General features: G+C 35.4%; 14 protein-coding genes and 1 tRNA gene. All 15 read left to right on the top strand.

Going from position 1 to position 18,456, the window contains the following annotated elements; genetic code table 11:
• The first annotated feature begins 37 nt into the window (after nt 1–37).
• The 15 genes from BW983_RS08725 to rpoB all read left to right on the top strand — a co-directional run bounded on the left by BW983_RS08725 (nt 38) and on the right by rpoB (nt 18,336).
• Nucleotides 38–108, top strand: a tRNA-Trp gene (locus BW983_RS08725).
• Between the two features lie 12 nt (nt 109–120).
• Nucleotides 121–327: a preprotein translocase subunit SecE gene (gene secE / locus BW983_RS08720; protein ID WP_045501119.1), complete on the top strand. Its 207-nt coding sequence runs from the start codon at nt 121–123 to the stop codon at nt 325–327.
• Nucleotides 328–348: 21 nt separating this feature from the next.
• Complete coding sequence (gene nusG, locus BW983_RS08715; protein ID WP_002976412.1) at nt 349–891, top strand: transcription termination/antitermination protein NusG; 543 nt, start codon at nt 349–351, stop codon at nt 889–891.
• 666 nt (nt 892–1,557) lie between these two features.
• On the top strand, nt 1,558–2,178 hold the full coding sequence (locus BW983_RS08710; RefSeq protein ID WP_076551595.1) for a hypothetical protein: 621 nt from the start codon (nt 1,558–1,560) through the stop codon (nt 2,176–2,178).
• A 17-nt stretch (nt 2,179–2,195) separates the two neighbouring features.
• Nucleotides 2,196–2,831, top strand: coding sequence for a hypothetical protein (locus BW983_RS08705; RefSeq protein WP_076551594.1), 636 nt, complete (start codon nt 2,196–2,198; stop codon nt 2,829–2,831).
• A gap of 5 nt (nt 2,832–2,836) precedes the next feature.
• Entirely contained in the window at nt 2,837–3,505 is a 669-nt protein-coding gene (locus BW983_RS08700; RefSeq protein WP_076551593.1) for a hypothetical protein, read from the top strand.
• 208 nt (nt 3,506–3,713) lie between these two features.
• Complete coding sequence (locus tag BW983_RS08695; protein WP_076551592.1) at nt 3,714–5,273, top strand: tetratricopeptide repeat protein; 1,560 nt, start codon at nt 3,714–3,716, stop codon at nt 5,271–5,273.
• A gap of 143 nt (nt 5,274–5,416) precedes the next feature.
• A complete protein-coding gene (locus BW983_RS08690) occupies nt 5,417–7,042 on the top strand; it encodes a T9SS type A sorting domain-containing protein (RefSeq protein ID WP_076551591.1) in 1,626 nt (541 codons plus the stop codon).
• A gap of 324 nt (nt 7,043–7,366) precedes the next feature.
• Nucleotides 7,367–7,813, top strand: coding sequence for a 50S ribosomal protein L11 (gene rplK, locus BW983_RS08685; RefSeq protein ID WP_065395252.1), 447 nt, complete (start codon nt 7,367–7,369; stop codon nt 7,811–7,813).
• A 12-nt stretch (nt 7,814–7,825) separates the two neighbouring features.
• Nucleotides 7,826–8,518 (top strand): 50S ribosomal protein L1, encoded by a 693-nt coding sequence (gene rplA, locus BW983_RS08680; RefSeq protein ID WP_076551590.1) that lies wholly within the window; start codon nt 7,826–7,828, stop codon nt 8,516–8,518.
• Between the two features lie 17 nt (nt 8,519–8,535).
• Nucleotides 8,536–9,123, top strand: coding sequence for a 50S ribosomal protein L10 (gene rplJ / locus BW983_RS08675; RefSeq protein ID WP_045501111.1), 588 nt, complete (start codon nt 8,536–8,538; stop codon nt 9,121–9,123).
• A gap of 46 nt (nt 9,124–9,169) precedes the next feature.
• Entirely contained in the window at nt 9,170–9,538 is a 369-nt protein-coding gene (rplL, locus tag BW983_RS08670; protein WP_045501110.1) for a 50S ribosomal protein L7/L12, read from the top strand.
• A gap of 764 nt (nt 9,539–10,302) precedes the next feature.
• Nucleotides 10,303–11,433 (top strand): hypothetical protein, encoded by a 1,131-nt coding sequence (locus BW983_RS08660; RefSeq protein ID WP_139329247.1) that lies wholly within the window; start codon nt 10,303–10,305, stop codon nt 11,431–11,433.
• A gap of 33 nt (nt 11,434–11,466) precedes the next feature.
• Nucleotides 11,467–14,064 carry a T9SS type A sorting domain-containing protein gene (locus BW983_RS08655; RefSeq protein ID WP_076551587.1) on the top strand — a complete coding sequence of 866 codons (2,598 nt, stop codon included), beginning with the start codon at nt 11,467–11,469 and terminating at the stop codon, nt 14,062–14,064.
• A gap of 450 nt (nt 14,065–14,514) precedes the next feature.
• On the top strand, nt 14,515–18,336 hold the full coding sequence (gene rpoB, locus BW983_RS08650) for a DNA-directed RNA polymerase subunit beta (RefSeq protein ID WP_065395246.1): 3,822 nt from the start codon (nt 14,515–14,517) through the stop codon (nt 18,334–18,336).
• Nucleotides 18,337–18,456 lie beyond the last annotated feature (120 nt).

Genomic DNA, 18,456 nt, shown 5'->3' with positions numbered 1-18,456 from the left:
AAGCTTCCGAAAGGAAACTCTCGGAAGCTTTTTAACTACGGGCATCGTCCAATGGTAGGATACCGGTCTCCAAAACCGTTGATCAGGGTTCGAATCCTTGTGCCCGTGCAAATATAAATTATGAGTTCATTTGTCGATTTTTTAAAAGGTTCTTATAACGAATTCAGACATAAAGTTGAATGGCCGAAATGGGCTGACCTTCAGTCTTCTACAATCGTAGTGACTATTGCGACAGTGATTCTGGCATTATTTACATTTGGAGTTGATGAATTGTTTTCTAAATCAATCAGCAACATTATTGGAATGCTAATCAACTTGTTCAATTAATTATAAAAGTATTTTCCCAAAATGAGCGAATTGAAATGGTATGTGCTGAAAGCTATCAGCGGACAGGAAAATAAAGTGAAAAACTATATTGAGACAGAAATCAAACGTTTAGGGTTTGAACAGTACGTTACTCAAGTGGTTATTCCTATGGAAAAGGTAATTCAAATTAGAAACGGTAAAAAAGTTCCTAAAGAAAGACCTTACTATCCTGGATACTTGATGATTGAAGCTGACCTGATGGGAGAAATTCCTCACGTTATCAAAAACATCCCTGGTGTTATTTCTTTCTTAAGTTTAACAAAAGGTGGAGATCCTGTTCCAATGAGAAAATCAGAAGTGAACAGAATGCTTGGAAGAATGGATGAACTTTCAGAATTCGCAAGCGATGTTGAGATTCCATATGTAGTAGGTGAAAACGTAAAAGTGATCGATGGTCCTTTCAACGGATTCAATGGTACAGTTGAGAAAATTCTTGAAGATAAAAAGAAAATTGAAGTTTCTGTATTAATCTTCGGTAGAAAAACTCCAATGGAATTGAGCTACATGCAAGTAGAAAAAGTATAATCAATACTTATAAAATATAAAAAGACCGCTATCTAAGCGGTCTTTTTTCTTTTGTAATGTTTTTTCTTAATTAGGTAGTCAATTTCAGAATTATATATTTATCTTTTTTACAATTCTTTTCATTTCAAGATTAATACCTTTATCACTTCATTAAAGATGATGGAAAATCATCTCTGTTTATTCTATTTCTAAAGCGAAGTTTTATCCAGGTTAAATGATCATATCATTCGTTAATTTTAACAAATCTAATATAGATATACAATATATTTAACAGGATTTGGAAGTGTATTTTTCTATACTAATTAATTATTGAAAAAAAATAAGCATATTTTAACCTGTTTATTTTATTTTTAATAAAATTTCAAATATTTTTTTATTAAAAATTTAAAAACTAAACTAAAGTGTAGTGCTTCTACAAGGGGATTATACGGTATTTATTAATCACACGGTTGAGATAAAATGATATTTTCCTTTGTTCATGGGCTTTCTTGGATTTTCATTCACTCCATATGGCATGCTTATTGCAACTTACTCGATGATTAACCCATAAAACTTTCTATTTTCTCACTTGGTACATTGCTCAGCACATGTACGGAACATTCTTGTGTTTTAAATTTAAACCATGGTGTTTTTAAGAGAAACGTTAAAAATTAAACACACTACACAATGACAAAAATTATTTCGACGATTCTTTTAATGAGTACAGCAGTATTCATGAGTGCACAAGTTGGTATCAATACCGCAAAACCTGAAAAAGAACTTACCGTTAATGGGACAATGAAAACTTCAGGAATGGTTTTCAAAAAACCAATGGAAAAACTGGGGGCTAGTGAAAACTATACTTTCATTATCAAATCCCCGGCACCGGAGAACAAGATTACAGCTTATAATGATTCTTTCGTTCCAAATTCACCGGCTCCTATTAACATTATTCAGTTTAAAATTGCTTGTGATCCTACAGATAAAGATTGGGTAAATCAATTTGATACTAAAATCAATTCTCAAAAGTTCCTGGTTGTAATTTCTTCATTTGGATTTACGCAACCGATAAGAACGAATACTGCTGACTGGTTGACTCCGGTTCCTCAGATATTTGCTTATGCTTCGGGGGGTACATGGAGACTGAAAGCAGATTATGAAGGTTTCTCTCCAACATCATCATTGCCAACTGGTGAATGGACTCTTAACTTATTGGTCTATGATAGATCATATGCAAGAGAAGTTAATTCTACTCAAGATATGAAAGCTATTACGACAGGTGCTGCTTCAGCTCCTTTAATTCAATAAAAAAACATAATATCATAATGAAAAAAATTACCGCATTATTCTTTGTGGCTGTTGCTTCTTTAGGCTTAAAAGCTCAGGTTGGAATTAATACAGCTAACCCAAAAGGAACTTTAGATGTTGAAGGAGAAACATTAGTTGAGTCTTATTTAGTGGATACTGAAAACACAACTGCAAAGGGAAACTATTTATTACTTACCCGTTCAAAAGATAGCTCACCAGTAGGAAAAGTTAAACTATTAGACATTACCCTTCGTAATGTAGCACCAGTGAATATGTATACTGTTGTTTTGAAAAATGTAAAACAGGATGAAGTAATTAACCTTAATACCGGACTAGATGCTGATAAATATGTTGTAGCAATTACAGGTGCTGTTTTTTCAAACGCAGTTTCTGCAACTACTACTGATACTTCAAGATTATACGGAGCATATTCTACAGAAGTAACCAAAGTAGTGAAGGATGGCAAAAACTATCAGGCTATCAATTTAAGTTTTAAAGGAGCAGGTACTGTATCTGCACAAAACGGAACATGGACGCTAACTTTAAATGTTTTTGAAAAATCTTTGGTTAAAGATTGGGGTACGTTTAATGGTTCAGTTTCTGCACCTTCATTTTCGGGAGTATCAACTAATACGCCGCTAGGGCTGCAATAAAAAATATGGGAAGAAAAATTTATATTACACTGATGATGGGTCTTGGATTATTTTTGAATGCCCAGACCGGAAAAGTAGGAATCAAAACAGATAAGCCTACGGAAACACTTGACGTAAACGGTAAAACACATACCAATTCTTTATATCTTAGAAACCCTGGTGAACCTACAATGACAGGAGGTAGCTTCCTGGCGACATCGGAAAATGCTTTGCAATTATATGACCCGAATCTTGAAAGTAGTGGATTGTTCAATTATTTAAAATTGACTTTGACTGGTGTTTCAGGAGAAGGTATCACAGACTATGATACAAAGATTGATGCTAATAATTTTCTTGTAGTATTACATAATTATTCTTTCAAACTGAATAATGGAAATACAAACGTAATGCTTGACTACGGTGATAACGGGATTAATGATAACAAGCAGGGATCTCCTGATGTTGCAGCATTTAAAAAGAATGGAACATGGCATATCAAGGCGAGATTTACAGATAGTAGAATTATCGCTAATATATCTACAGGACCATCCAGAACTTTTAACAACTTTACAGTTGACCTTTATCTGATGGCTTATAAAAGACTTATCACTAAACATAATATCAGTGATGTGAATGCCGATTTAGGAGGGACTAATGGTTCTACACAAACTATTAATAAACCTTCAGGTTTTTAAACAGAAAACACAAAACAAGGATAAAGAAAAAGCCAGATTATTGAAAAATAGTCTGGCTTTTTATGTGAAATATTAATGTGTCTGTTGAAAATAAAATTTGATAATTTTATTGCTGTATATTGAAATTTTTAACAGTTCGTAGGGTGTTAGTGAAGATTGATTGCTTTTTTTCAAATGATTTTATACTTTTATATGGAATTTGATTGAAATGGGAAAACATATATTTTTTACATTAATGCTTTTATTTTCATTAGTATTCTGTTTTGGTCAGGGTAAGAAAGATTATGAGCAATATATAAATATTGCGAATGAATTGAAATTCAAAGACTGGAAAAAAGCAGAGTTCAATATACAGCAGGCAAGAAAAAGTGTTTCAGAAAATGATGTGGGAGATTTTTATATAGAAGCGGCAAAAATTTACAGCGATGTTAATTACTTTGATCTTGCCTTGGATTATTCAGGTAAAGCTCATTATCTGTTTTTGAATAAGAATGAAGAAAAGACTGCCAAAATAGACGGAATCTTTGCCTATATTTATTCACAGCTCAACGATACGAAAAGAGCTGTTAGCTATTATAAAAAACTTCTTGTCTTTTATCAAAAACAAAAACGGAAAACGGAAACTATCAAAGCGCTTAATAACTTAGGGAATGCTTATCTGGTATTATCAAAGCTTGATTCTTCAAGATATTATTTTGAAAAGGGGTTGGCTTCTTTTGAGACGTATAATGATCCCGTTTTAAAGGCATTCGTATTTTCGAACTTCGGTAAGCTTAATTTTTTGGAAGGAAATAATATAAAGGCAGAAAATTATCTTATTGAAGCGTCGGATATCCTCAGGAAAAATCATATTGAAGACAATAAATCAAATTACCAGGTCAATTATAACCTTGCCAATTTCTATATCGAAACCCAAAATCCAGATAAAGCATTGCTATACGCCAAAAATGTGGGAAAATATACAGTGGCAAATGCTGTGAGTTTTGATAATACAAATTATCTGAGAACATTATATAGAGCTTATCAATTAAAAAAAGACTATCAACTTTCCACTGAAACTTTTAAAAAGTATGATTCTATTCGTGAACTGTTGAATGTAGAAGAAAAAGCAGTGAATGTAGAAAGATTAAAAGTGCAGCATGATTACGAATTGCAGAAAAGATTGGATAAAATAGAGCAGGATAAAAAAAATATGCTGTATGTAGTGATGGTTATTATCCTTCTGTTGATTATCATCATCAGTATTCTTCTGCTTATCAATTTCAGAAACAAAGCAGAAAAGCTTCGGCTGGAAAAAAAATTGATTGAAAATAGAGAAAAGCAGCTGGAAATAGATAATCAGATGAAGGAGAAAATGCTTGTATATAAATCTATGGAGCAATCCAAGATCGAAGAAATCTTTAAATCTCTTTTGGAACAGGTGAATGTATTGAAATTTAAACTCAAAGACAGTGAAATTGATGAAGTATCAAGAATCATTAATGATATTAAGCTGAATACAAAACATGATTCCTGGGGAGATTTTGAATATCATTTTCTGAATATCCATGAGTCCTTTTATGACAATTTAGATCGTAAACATCCTGGACTTACCAATTATGACAAACGTTTGGCAGCAATGCTGAAACTTAAGTTATCCACAAAAGAGATCTCAAATCTTTTAAATGTTACTCCTAAAACTATCGAAAACTCAAGGACACGGCTTAGAAAAAAAATGAATCTTACCAATACAAAAGAAGACCTTTCACAATATTTGAATGAATTGTAAGTTCTTTAATATTAATTGATTGTGTTTTGGTAGGTGGTAATGATGTGGTGTGTTTTTACTTGTAAGTGGTAATTGTGTGTGGAATTTTGAATGTCATTTGAAGACATTGCATTCCTTTGCTCCATATTTAAAACAATACCACTATGAAAAAATTACTTACTCTTTTGATAGGTCTTTCAATAGGCTTTACGGGAAAAGCACAATGGAATGCTGCTCTTGATCAGAATCTCTTGGTAACGTCTCCCAATGGTTCCTCCTTTGCAGCCACTACAAGTGATGGAAAAACTTATATCGGTTACTGGAAAAGCGTACCGGCTCCGGTGAATTTTGAACTTTGGGTTCAGTTGTTGGATAAGAATGGAAATAAACAATTTGGTCCTACAGGGATCAAAGTAAGTGATCAGATTCCAATGGGAACCTATACTGTGGTTGAAAAAACAGCAGTAGATGCTTCCAATAATCTTTATATAGGAGTTACAGGAACAGGCGCCGGAACCCCAGGATATGTTTTCAAAATTACACCACAGGGAACTTCAGCATGGCCTAATGGTATTAGTTTGGGAGAAGCTTATTTGCCTACCATTTTGCCTTTGTCAGGAGGAGATATAGCAGTTGCTTATTTCCCACCGAGTCAGAAATATACTAAAATACAAAGGTATAATCCTTCCGGACAGCCTGTATGGGCAAGCCCTACCCAAATCATTTCTGATGATAATACTAAAAATACGGTTCCAGCGGATCTATTTGAATTAACTAATGAAGAATGTGAAATTATTTTTCACAAACAAATATCTTTTGGTACTACAAGTTATCTGTTTGCTCAGAAAATTAATTTAAAAGATGGAGTGAAAATGTGGTACAGCGCAAAACAGATTGCACCTAAAACCACAGCATACAATGCAAAATATACTGGAGCGGTAGATGGTAATGTAGTGTATTACGGATACAGTACCGGAGAAAATTTGAGATTTGACGGGTATCTTCAGAGAGTAAATGCAGATGGTAGCCTTCCATGGGGACTTGCAGGAGTAGATTTTGATACCAATCAGACCTACTTTGAAAAAGATATGAAGATCGCTTTTCAGCCTGGAACAAAATACATTTGGTCTATCGCAAATTATAGCTCTTCCTCACAAGGTGAAAATGGAGAATTTGTACAAAAATTTGATAAAGTTACAGGGGCAAGACTTTTAACAGATCATGGTAAACAAGTTTTCCCGGTCAATGCGATTTCAATGTATCATTACAGTGATCTTCAACTCGTGGGGGGGAATCCATATTTTATGGTTCAGAAAAAAGAAGGAACAGCACTTAATGTATCTCTCAATGCAGTATTACTGAATGATAATGGTGGCTTTGCGTGGGCTCAGCAATATCTTCCTGTGGCAACATTTCAGGCATCTAAAGCATATACTACAGTTTTGAAACCTGTAAATGGACAAAGTGTAGTTGTTTTTCAGGAAAAAAAAGTTACAGATAATACTTTAGGAGTGTATGCTCAGAATTTAATTTTTCCGGAAGGTACAATGGGAACTCAGGATATTTTAGATAAAAGATCAACTATTGTGCTTTATCCTAATCCGGCTGTAGATCTTATTCATATAAATGGAGTAGAAGATCAGAGTTTTAAGATTTATGATATTTTAGGGCAGATCGTGAAATCAGGATCTATGAAGCGCGGAGACATAGAAGTAAGAGATCTTATGAAAGGGACTTATATTTTAAAAATAAAAAATATCCCGGAAGGAATGAAATTCATTAAAAAATAATTCATCCATAGTAATAAGTTTGTATCAATTGAAAAAGAAGGGTATGTGTTGACTCTTCTTTTTCTTTATATTTAATAATGCCATGGTTTTTCAATTTAACTTTCTGAAGACTAAACTATGGAACTTATAAACTATTGAGCTTGAAAATGATTTTTAGAAAAAAAATATAAAACTTTTTAAAAATCAGCGTTATCCGTTTGTAGTTTCAAAAATATTTTATACTTTTGCAGTCCAAAAAGTAGGCTTATCATAGGTGAGTAGGATAACCTGCTGAATAATAAATGCTTCCAAACTCATTAATTATTCAAATTTAAAAAACAAACAATGGCTAAGAAAGTCTTTAAAATGGTAAAGCTTCAGGTGAAAGGTGGCGCAGCTAACCCTTCTCCACCAGTAGGTCCAGCATTAGGTTCTGCAGGTGTGAACATCATGGAGTTTTGTAAGCAATTTAACGGAAGAACCCAAGATAAGCCAGGGCAAGTTTTACCTGTAGTAATTACAGTATACGAAGACAAATCTTTTGAATTCGTTATTAAAACTCCACCTGCAGCAATCCAATTAATGGATGCAGCTAAAATCAAGGGAGGTTCTGGTGAACCAAACAGAAACAAAGTAGGTTCTGTAACTTGGGAACAGGTAAAGAAAATCGCTGAAGATAAAATGGCGGATCTTAACTGTTTCACAATGGACTCTGCGGTTTCTATGGTTGCAGGTACTGCTAGATCTATGGGATTAAGAGTAACAGGAGCTAAACCAACTTTTAACGCTTAAAACTATTTAGAAATGGCAAAATTGACTAAAAAGCAAAAGGAAGCTTTAAGCAAAGTAGAAAAAGGAAGAATCTATAACCTTGAAGAAGGTTCAGCTCTTGTAAAAGAAGTGAACACTACAAAGTTTGATGCTTCAGTAGATATCGCTGTAAGATTAGGAGTAGACCCTAGAAAAGCAAACCAAATGGTAAGAGGTGTTGTATCTCTTCCTCATGGTACTGGTAAAGATGTTAAAGTTTTAGCTTTAGTAACTCCAGATAAAGAAGCAGAAGCTAAAGCTGCTGGTGCTGATTATGTAGGTCTTGACGAATATTTACAAAAAATTAAAGAAGGTTGGACAGACGTTGACGTTATCGTTACTATGCCAGCTGTAATGGGTAAATTAGGTCCATTAGGTAGAGTATTAGGTCCAAGAGGTTTAATGCCAAACCCTAAATCAGGAACTGTAACAATGGAAATTGGTAAAGCAGTAACTGAAGTGAAAGCAGGTAAAATTGATTTCAAAGTAGACAAGTATGGTATCATTCATGCAGGTATTGGAAAAGTATCTTTCGACGCTGATAAGATCAAAGAAAATGCTCAGGAATTGATCTCTACATTGATCAAAATGAAGCCAACTGCTGCTAAAGGAACTTATGTGAAGTCTATCTATTTGTCTTCTACAATGAGCCCTGGTATTGCAATTGATACTAAATCTGTTAACTAATAATAATCCTTAAGACAATGACAAAAGACCAAAAAGTTGTAGCAATACAAGAGATCAAAGATTTGCTTCAGGATGCAAAAGTAGTATACGTAGCAGATTTAGACGGTTTGAACGCTGGTAAATCTTCTGACTTCAGAAGACAAGCTTTCAAGCAAAACATCAAAGTAAAAGTTGTAAAAAATACACTTTTACAGAAAGCAATGGAACAAATCGAAGGAGTAGATTACTCTGAAATGTTCCCTACTTTCAAAGGAAACTCAGCGTTGATGATTGCTGATACAGCAAACGCTCCTGCTAAGTTAATCCAAGGATTCAGAAAGAAAGAAGAAAAGCCAGCTTTAAAGTCTGCTTTTGTTCAGGAAACTTTCTACTTAGGTGACAACAACCTAGACATGTTGGCTAACATCAAGTCTAGAGAAGAAATGATCGGTGAAATCATCGGATTACTTCAGTCTCCAATCCAAAGAGTTGTTTCTGCTCTTCAAAACAAACCTGAAACTGTAGAAGCTAAAGCTGAAGAAGCTGCTCCTGTAGTAGAAGAAACTCCTGCTGCTGAAGCTCCAGAAGCTGCTGCAGAAAGCACTGAAGAAACAAGTGCTGAATAATTACACTCAAGAAATTAAATAAATAATCAACAAAAACATTAGAACAATGTCAGATTTAAAAAATTTAGCTGAAACGCTAGTAAACCTAACTGTAAAAGACGTAAACGAATTAGCTACTATCCTTAAGGATGAGTACGGAATTGAGCCAGCTGCTGCTGCTGTAGTTGTTGCTGCAGGTGGTGCAGGTGAAGCTGCTGAAGAAAAGACTGAATTCGACGTAATTCTTAAGTCTGCAGGTGCTTCTAAATTAGCTATCGTTAAATTAGTAAAAGATTTAACTGGTGCTGGTCTTAAAGAAGCTAAAGATATCGTAGACGGAGCTCCTTCTGCAATTAAAGAAGGTGTTTCTAAAGACGAAGCTGAAGCTCTTAAGAAGCAATTAGAAGAAGCTGGTGCTGAAGTAGAATTGAAATAATTTCAATTTTATTATAAATATAAGAAGCCTGAGCAATTTGCTCAGGCTTTTTTGTTTGTAATTTTTTAATGATAATTTATTTCTTAAATGTATTAATATATTATTGCACCTTATAGTGTAATAATATATTTATTATTATTAATTAATCGTTTATTTATTGTTTATTTTACATTTAATATTGTGTTTTTGTTTGAATTGGTGAATTTTTATTATTAAAATATTGTTTTGTTTGAAAAAATGCTATATTTGCGATAGGAAAAAACACAACACAAATGGAAAAAATTTATTTTTTTTCCTATAGTCTCCTCGCATTACTACTATTATTGCTGGCTATAGGGAAGTTAAGCACTAAATTAGTGCCTGCTAGAATAAGCAGACAAGGACTGCAATACTGTGCATTGATAGCTCTTACGGATGTACATTTATATTTCACTTATATTTTTTCACTAAAACCTAAGCAGGATATTTACATTTCAGCCATTATAAATGATGAAGTCTGTCATCAGAGAATAATTCATTTTTGTCAATGGAAACAAATGATAGGATCGGTTTATAAGTATCCTAAAAGAATAGTTGTAAGATTAATCCATGGCTTAAGGGAGTGAGATCATGGACAGGCAGATAACTGCTGTACAAATTAATATTCAATTTTTTTCACGATTCCTAACTTGGACTATCACTTTTCATTTATGAAATGAATGAAAAAGGAAGAGAATTATATTCAAATAAAAACACACAAAAAAAACAACAAATATCAACTAACAATGAAAAACAAATTATTCACATTAGCACTTTTGTCTTTTTCACTTTCAATATCTGCCCAAGTTGGGATTGGTACAAGTGATCCTAAAGCTACCCTTGATGTGGTGGGCTCTCCATTAGACATAAATAAGCTGGATGGTGTTATTGCACCTAGGCTTACAGGAGTACAATTAAAAGCTAAAAATTATACAACTGCTCAGACTGGAGCAATTGTATATGTTACTGTAGCTGAAACCTCACCCAGCGGACAGACTATAGATGTAGTGACCCCGGGATACTACTTTTTCAATGGTGTAAAATGGGGGAATTTAAATGAGAATTGGCGTACGGTGGGAAATGCTGGAACAACAGCGGCCACTGCTGTTTTGGGTTCCGATATTTCTACAGGGAATTATCTGGGAACGAGTGATGGACAAAATTTAATTCTTGCTACTCAAAAAAATGTAAAAGGAGTATTAGATGTCAACGGAACATTACAAGGAGGAAATGCTAATAGCGCATCAGGACCTTTTGCTTCATTTACATGGGGCTCTAATAATATTTTGACAAACAGTACTTCATCCAATATAGCATTAGGAAAGGATAATACTGTTTCAGCACAAGGAAATTTTCCGGCAGTAGCTATTGGGTTGCTGAACAAAGCAAATAATGGAGCGAAAGTAATTGGTAATTCCAATACAGCGTCAGGAGCAAATAATCTTGTGCTTGGAAACTCAAATACAGTAACAGGTATCACAGGTCTTACGGTTGGAAACAGTAATACAAACAGTGGCGGAATTGCTATCGGAACAGGGAATATAGTTTCTACTAATAATATTGCGATTGGTTCCGGAGGAAACGCGTCAGGTGTAGAAGCTATCACAATGGGATTCAATGCAACAGCATTAGCCGGGCAGACAGTCTATGCTAATAAAGCACATGTTTTTTTTAATAAAGGTAATGGTGCTAATGCTATTCTTGGAGTCAATATGATTCCTACGGCAGATACTGCTACAGGTGCAGCTATCCAAATCAAAGGAATTACCAGTCCATCTTCTTCATGTACTTCTGCAGAGGAAGGAGCGATTCGTTATAATGCTACGGCTCGTGTACATGAAGGCTGTAACGGAACTTTATGGAAGCCTTTCTACTAATTGAAAAAAACACAACCAAATAAATAAAAAGAAATGACCAGAAAATTATTCGAGAAATTAGCGGCAATGCTTATGACCTTAGCATTGTCAGCAGTAGTATTTGCACAGCAAGGCTATGAGCCTATCCGAGGGATGGGAGTAGAAGCAAAACCTGTAAATAATTCAGGAATCTGCTTAGCATGTTACAATGGAAGTATGAATCCGGTGATAGATGCTGATCTGGATAATAAGGTGAGCATGGGGAATTTTGCTTCCCTTGTCAGTGGAAACGGAATATCTGTTAAAAATAAAAACACATCATATCCCGCGGGTTATATTACTGGGTTTAATGTGGATTTAGGGACAAGTTTTATCACAGTAGCTCTTTTAAATTCATTAAGAATTAGTACCTATAAAAATGGAGTTCTTCAGGAGACTACAAGTAATACTACGTTAGCGTCAGTACCTGCATTTGGAGGAACTAAAAACAGAATCTTTCTACACTTCAAAACTACAAAAGAATTTGATGAAGTAAGATTGTATCAAACCAATGTTCTTTCTGTATTCAGCTCAATGAATGTGTATTATGCATTTGCGTTTGACCCCACTAAAGTACCTACAGAGAACAACGGTATTTGTGATGATATCATTGCAGGAAGTGGAGTAGATGGTAATATTTCTGGTGACAGTAGTTTTCTTGCACCACTTTCTTTCGTTGAAAACAAAGAAAATATAGGAGATGGAAATAAAAATACTTTTGGAAAAATAATTCTTCCGATTGGGGTCTTAGGATCATACTCAGTTGGAGTTTTAGATAAAAACCAGGTATACCCTGCGGGAAATAGAACAGGATTTGTAATAGAACCTGATGATCAGGGAAAATTATTAAGTGCTGAGTTTTTAAAAAATATCACTATTGAGACTTACTTATTTGGTGAACGTCAGGAATCAAGACAATTGTCGGACGGCGGCGGCTTGATCAATATTAAAGTTCTTGGTTACGGCTCAGGAAAACAAAAGTTAACGCTTACCACTACTAAGCCGTTTAATGAAGTAAGGCTAAAAATTACCCAGACCATAGGATTTAATTTTGGAGCAATGAAAGTTTTCTATGCTTTTGAAGAACCTGTTTCTTGTGAATGTGATGATAAAATCCAGACCAGCGGTTCAGCAGTGCCCGGAAATTTAGTGACTGGAGGAAGTTGGACGTCAGGACCTGGAATCTTCGGTCTTATTTTAGCTAAAATGGTAAATCCAGGGGCAATTGTTGATAATAACACTTCTAATTATGCAACGGCAACAGTACCTGCAGCATCTATCTTTAGTATTTTCTCAGCGTTTGCAACAGTAAGCAGTAATTCAATGTTACCAGCAAACACCATGGCAGGATTTACAGTGGAAAAAGCAGGAAACCTTCTTGGGGTAAGTGTTCTGGAAAATATTACAGTCACATTATATAATGGAAATACAGCAACAGATACCTTTACAAGCTCGGGAAGTTTAATTAGCGGAAACTTCTTTACAACGAATTCCAATAAGTTTTATGTAGGTGGTAAAGCTACACGACCTTTCAACCGTATGAAAATTACATTCAATAGTGGAACGGCGGTTCGTATTCCTCAAAACTATTATATCTACAATGCTTTTGCAAGTAAAGATGATGATAATGACGGCGTTCCGAATTGCTTCGATCGTTGTCCGGGAGGAGACGACAGTATAGATAATAATGGTAATGGTATTCCAGATTGTGCAGAAGGATGTACCGTAGTTAATGACAAATCTCCTGTATTAGATACAGATGGAGACGGTATTGTAGACGCATGTGATCTGGATTCCGACAATGACGGCATTCCTGACAGTATTGAAGACTTTGATCATAATGGTAAGTTCCAGGATGATGATGCTGAAGGAAATATTATAATTACTTCAGTGCTTGGAGACTCTGTTCCTAATTACCTTGATCTGGATTCCGATAATGATGGTATTCTTGATCTTTTCGAATCAGGAATTCCAACTTCAGTTATTAATCAGATTGATACAGATCGTAACGGTATTATTGACAATAATATTCCGGTTGGTAAAAATGGTATCGCAGATATCCTTGAAACTTTTCCTGATTCAGGAGTATTGAAATATAGCATCAAAAATACAAATGGAGATGATAAACCTGACTTCCTGGATGTGATGTCTAATGGTGTAGACCTTGATCTGTATCTGATCGGAAAAGGTAATCTGGATACATTAGGTGGTGGATTTATTTCTACGATTGATGATCAAGATAAGGACGGTATTCAGGCACTGGTAGACACTGATCTTGTGAAAAGAGGAGCTCCAAACTCTCCACTTTCTCCATACGCAACCTTCCTGAAAACTAGTGCAGCTTCTGCAAGAATTATCGGAGCTACGGAAATTGCCGGAGCTGCTAACGATGTTAAAGTATATCCAAACCCTGTAAAAGCAGGTGAGAATCTTATGGTTTCATCAGCAGAAGAAGGCGTTTATACTTTATTCTCAGCAGAAGGAAAGGTTGTGAAGACTAATAAATTCACGTCACGTACAGGTATTGAAACCTCTTCATTACCTGCGGGAATTTATATCATTAAGATCGAAACGAAATCAGCAGTGAAATCTTATAAAGTTATTGTTCAATAAAACATAACAAATCCCGGTATTAATAAGGGCTGCTCAGAAATGAACAGCCCTTTTATTTTTTAAAACCCTCAAAATGAGGATGATTTATTTGTGATTGTGGATAACTTTTTGTATCTTTGCCACTCTTTTGGCGCGAAAAATTGTTTGTAAATTTATAAAATACTGAAAATCAACTCTTTCATTGTGTAATAGCATGAAAGGGGTTTCTTGTTTATAGATATTACGGTAATACCGTCTCAAAAGTAAGAAAAATATTTTGCATTACGCTGTGAAAAGATATACCAGTGTTGCAGTTAGGAGTAAAATTCTAAGAATAAAGAAAAAAGAATAAAGACTATTTCTAATAGCGCCAAATATTTGAAGTCTTCTCTCTTTTCTCCCTTTTCTTTCTTCTATTCCTGATATTTTTAAATGAATCAAAATATTTTTTAACCCTTTCTTAAAAGTTTTATGAGTAAAACAAAATCAACAACTCAAGGAAATCCGAGAATTAATTTCTCATCAGCGAAAGGAAAAATTATCACTCCAGACTTTTTGGACATCCAAATTGAGTCTTTCAGAGAATTTTTCCAGCTTGATACACTTCCTGAAGCCAGAAAGACAGAAGCTCTTTACAAGACTTTCCAAGAGAATTTCCCAATTACGGATTCAAGAAACCAATTCGTATTAGAATTCTTAGACTATCTGGTAGATTCTCCACGTTATTCAATCGATGAGTGTGTGGAAAGAGGACTTACTTATTCAGTTCCTCTAAAAGCAAGACTTAAATTGTACTGTACTGACCCGGAACACGAAGATTTCCAAACAGTGGTTCAGGATGTATATTTAGGTCCGGTTCCTTACATGACTCCTTCTGGTTCATTCATTATCAATGGAGCAGAGCGTGTAATCGTAACTCAGTTACACAGATCTCCGGGTGTATTCTTCGGACAAACTTACCACGCTAACGGAACCAAACTTTACTATTCAAGAATTATCCCTTTCAAAGGATCTTGGATGGAATTTACAACCGATATCAACAGCGTAATGTACGCGTATATCGACCGTAAGAAAAAGTTACCATTAACAACTTTATTAAGAGCTATCGGTTATGAATCTGATAAGGATATCCTTCAGATCTTCGACCTTGCTGAAGAAGTGAAAGTTTCTAAAGCGGCACTTAAAAAAGTAGAAGGGAGAACATTGGCTGCGAGAGTATTGAACACTTGGTTCGAAGATTTCGTAGACGAAGATACAGGTGAAGTAGTTTCTATCGAAAGAAACGAAATCATCCTGGATAGAGAAACAATCCTTGAAAAAGAACACTTAGATCTTATCTTGGATGCTGGTGTGAAATCTATCTTGATTCACAAAGAAAACAGCAATGAATTCTCTATCATCCAGAATACATTACAGAAAGACCCTACGAACTCTGAGAAAGAAGCTGTAGAGTACATCTATCGTCAGTTAAGAAACGCAGATCCACCAGATGAGGAAACTGCAAGAGGAATTATTGAAAAATTATTCTTCTCTGAGCAGAGATATTCATTAGGTGAAGTAGGACGTTACAGACTAAACAAAAAGTTAGGTCTTAATATCCCAACTACCACTGAAGTTCTTACAAAAGAAGATATCATTGCAATCGTAAGACACTTAATCGAGCTTGTAAACTCTAAAGCTGAGGTTGATGATATCGACCACTTATCAAACAGAAGAATTAAAACTGTTGGTGAGCAATTAGCAGGACAGTTCGGAGTAGGTCTTTCAAGAATTGCAAGAACAATCAAGGAGAGAATGAACGTTAGAGATAACGAAATCTTTACTCCACTTGACCTTGTTAACGCTAAGACTTTAACATCTGTAATTAACTCATTCTTCGGTACCAACCAGCTATCTCAGTTCATGGACCAAACCAACCCTCTATCAGAGATCACTCACAAGAGAAGATTATCTGCACTAGGACCTGGTGGTTTATCAAGAGAAAGAGCAGGTTTCGAGGTTCGTGACGTTCACCATACGCACTACGGAAGAATTTGTCCGATTGAAACTCCGGAAGGACCAAACATTGGATTGATTTCATCTTTAGGTATTTATGCTAAAATCAACAACCTTGGTTTCATCGAAACTCCATATAGAAAAGTAGAAGATGGTAAGATTAATCTTAACGCTGATCCTATTTATCTAAATGCAGAAGACGAAGAAGATAAAGTAATTGCTCAGGCAAACGTTGAATTGAGTGATAATGGTGATTTCTTAACAGACAGAATTATTGCAAGACTAGATGGTGACTACCCGGTAGTTGAGCCAGCTCAGGTTAACCTTATCGACGTTGCACCAAACCAGATCTCTGGTATTTCCGCTTCATTAATTCCATTCCTGGAGCATGATGATGCGAACCGTGCATTGATGGGATCTAACATGATGCGTCAGGCCGTTCCTCTATTGAAGCCACAGGCTCCAGTTGTTGGTACAGGGCTTGAGCAACAAGTTGCAAGAGACTCTAGAATCTTAATTAACGCTGAAGGTACAGGTACTGTAGAGTACGTAGATGCTGACAGAATCGTTATTAAATATGAAAGAAGCGAAGACGAAGATTTAGTACAATTTGAGTCTGCTACTAAAACATATAAACTTACTAAGTTCAGAAAAACTAACCAGAGTACAACTATTACCCTAAGACCAAACGTAAGAGTAGGTGATGTAGTGGAGAAAGGACAAGTACTTTGCGACGGTTATGCTACTGAAAAAGGAGAATTGGCTCTTGGTAGAAACTTAGTGGTAGCGTTCATGCCTTGGAAAGGATACAACTTCGAGGATGCGATCGTAATCAACGAAAAAGTTGTACGTGAAGACTGGTTTACTTCAATCCACGTAGATGAATATTCATTAGAAGTTCGTGATACTAAATTAGGTATGGAAGAACTTACTGCTGATATTCCAAACGTATCTGAAGAAGCTACTAAAGATCTTGACGAGAACGGTATGATCAGAATCGGTGCTGAAGTGAAGCCTGGAGATATCATGATTGGTAAAATTACTCCAAAAGGTGAATCTGACCCGACTCCTGAAGAAAAACTTCTTAGAGCAATCTTCGGTGATAAAGCTGGTGATGTAAAAGATGCATCATTGAAAGCTGACTCTTCATTAAGAGGAGTTGTTATCAACAAGAAATTGTTCTCTAGAAACATTAAAGACAAAAAGAAAAGAACTGAAGAAAAACTTAAGCTTGAAGAGATTGAAAACACTTACAAGGCTAAGTTTGATGAGTTGAGAAACACTTTAATTGAAAAATTAAATACACTGGTAAGCGGTAAAACTTCTCAAGGGGTACAAAATGACCTTGATGAAGAAATTATTGGTAAAGGTGTGAAGTTCACTCACAAGTTATTAACATCAGTTGAAGATTATGTAAACGTTAGTGGTGCAGACTGGACAGTTGACGCTGACAAGAATGAATTGATCAAACAATTGATTCACAATTACAAAATCAAATATAACGATATCCAAGGGGTTAAAAACCGTGAGAAATTCGCAATTTCAATCGGAGATGAGCTTCCAGCAGGTATCATGAAGTTGGCTAAAGTTTACATCGCTAAGAAACGTAAACTGAATGTAGGAGATAAGATGGCAGGACGTCACGGTAACAAAGGTATCGTATCAAGAATCGTTCGTGAAGAAGATATGCCATTCCTAGAAGACGGAACACCAGTAGATATCGTATTGAATCCACTAGGGGTACCTTCTCGTATGAACATCGGACAGATCTATGAAACAGTTCTTGGATGGGCTGGTCAGAAATTAGGAATGAAGTTCGCTACGCCAATCTTTGATGGAGCAACTCTTGATCAGATTACTGAGTATACTGAGAAAGCAGGTCTTCCTAAATTCGGTCACACTCACCTTTATGATGGTGGTACCGGAGAAAGATTTACACAGGCAGCTACAGTGGGTGTTATCTACATGCTGAAACTAGGACACATGGTTGATGATAAGATGCACGCACGTTCTATTGGTCCTTACTCATTGATTACTCAGCAGCCGTTAGGAGGTAAAGCTCAGTTCGGTGGTCAGAGATTCGGAGAGATGGAGGTTTGGGCACTTGAGGCATTCGGTGCATCTAACATCCTTAGAGAGATCTTGACTGTGAAGTCGGATGACGTGATTGGTAGAGCAAAAACTTATGAAGCAATTGCGAAAGGTGAATCGATGCCTGAACCAGGTATTCCAGAATCATTCAACGTATTACTTCACGAGTTACAAGGACTTGGATTAGACGTAAGATTAGAGGAGTAAGATATCAGATGTCAGACACAAGATGTCAGACTATGACACTCTAAGAATTTTATAATCCTTGAATTTGGAATGATGATTTCGTCTGAAATCTGAAATCTGAAATCTAAAATCTAAAAAAAA

Origin of the sequence: Chryseobacterium ureilyticum, assembly GCF_900156735.1 — a bacterium.
GTDB lineage: Bacteria > Bacteroidota > Bacteroidia > Flavobacteriales > Weeksellaceae > Chryseobacterium > Chryseobacterium ureilyticum.
This window is presented reverse-complemented; position numbering and strand designations above follow the sequence as displayed.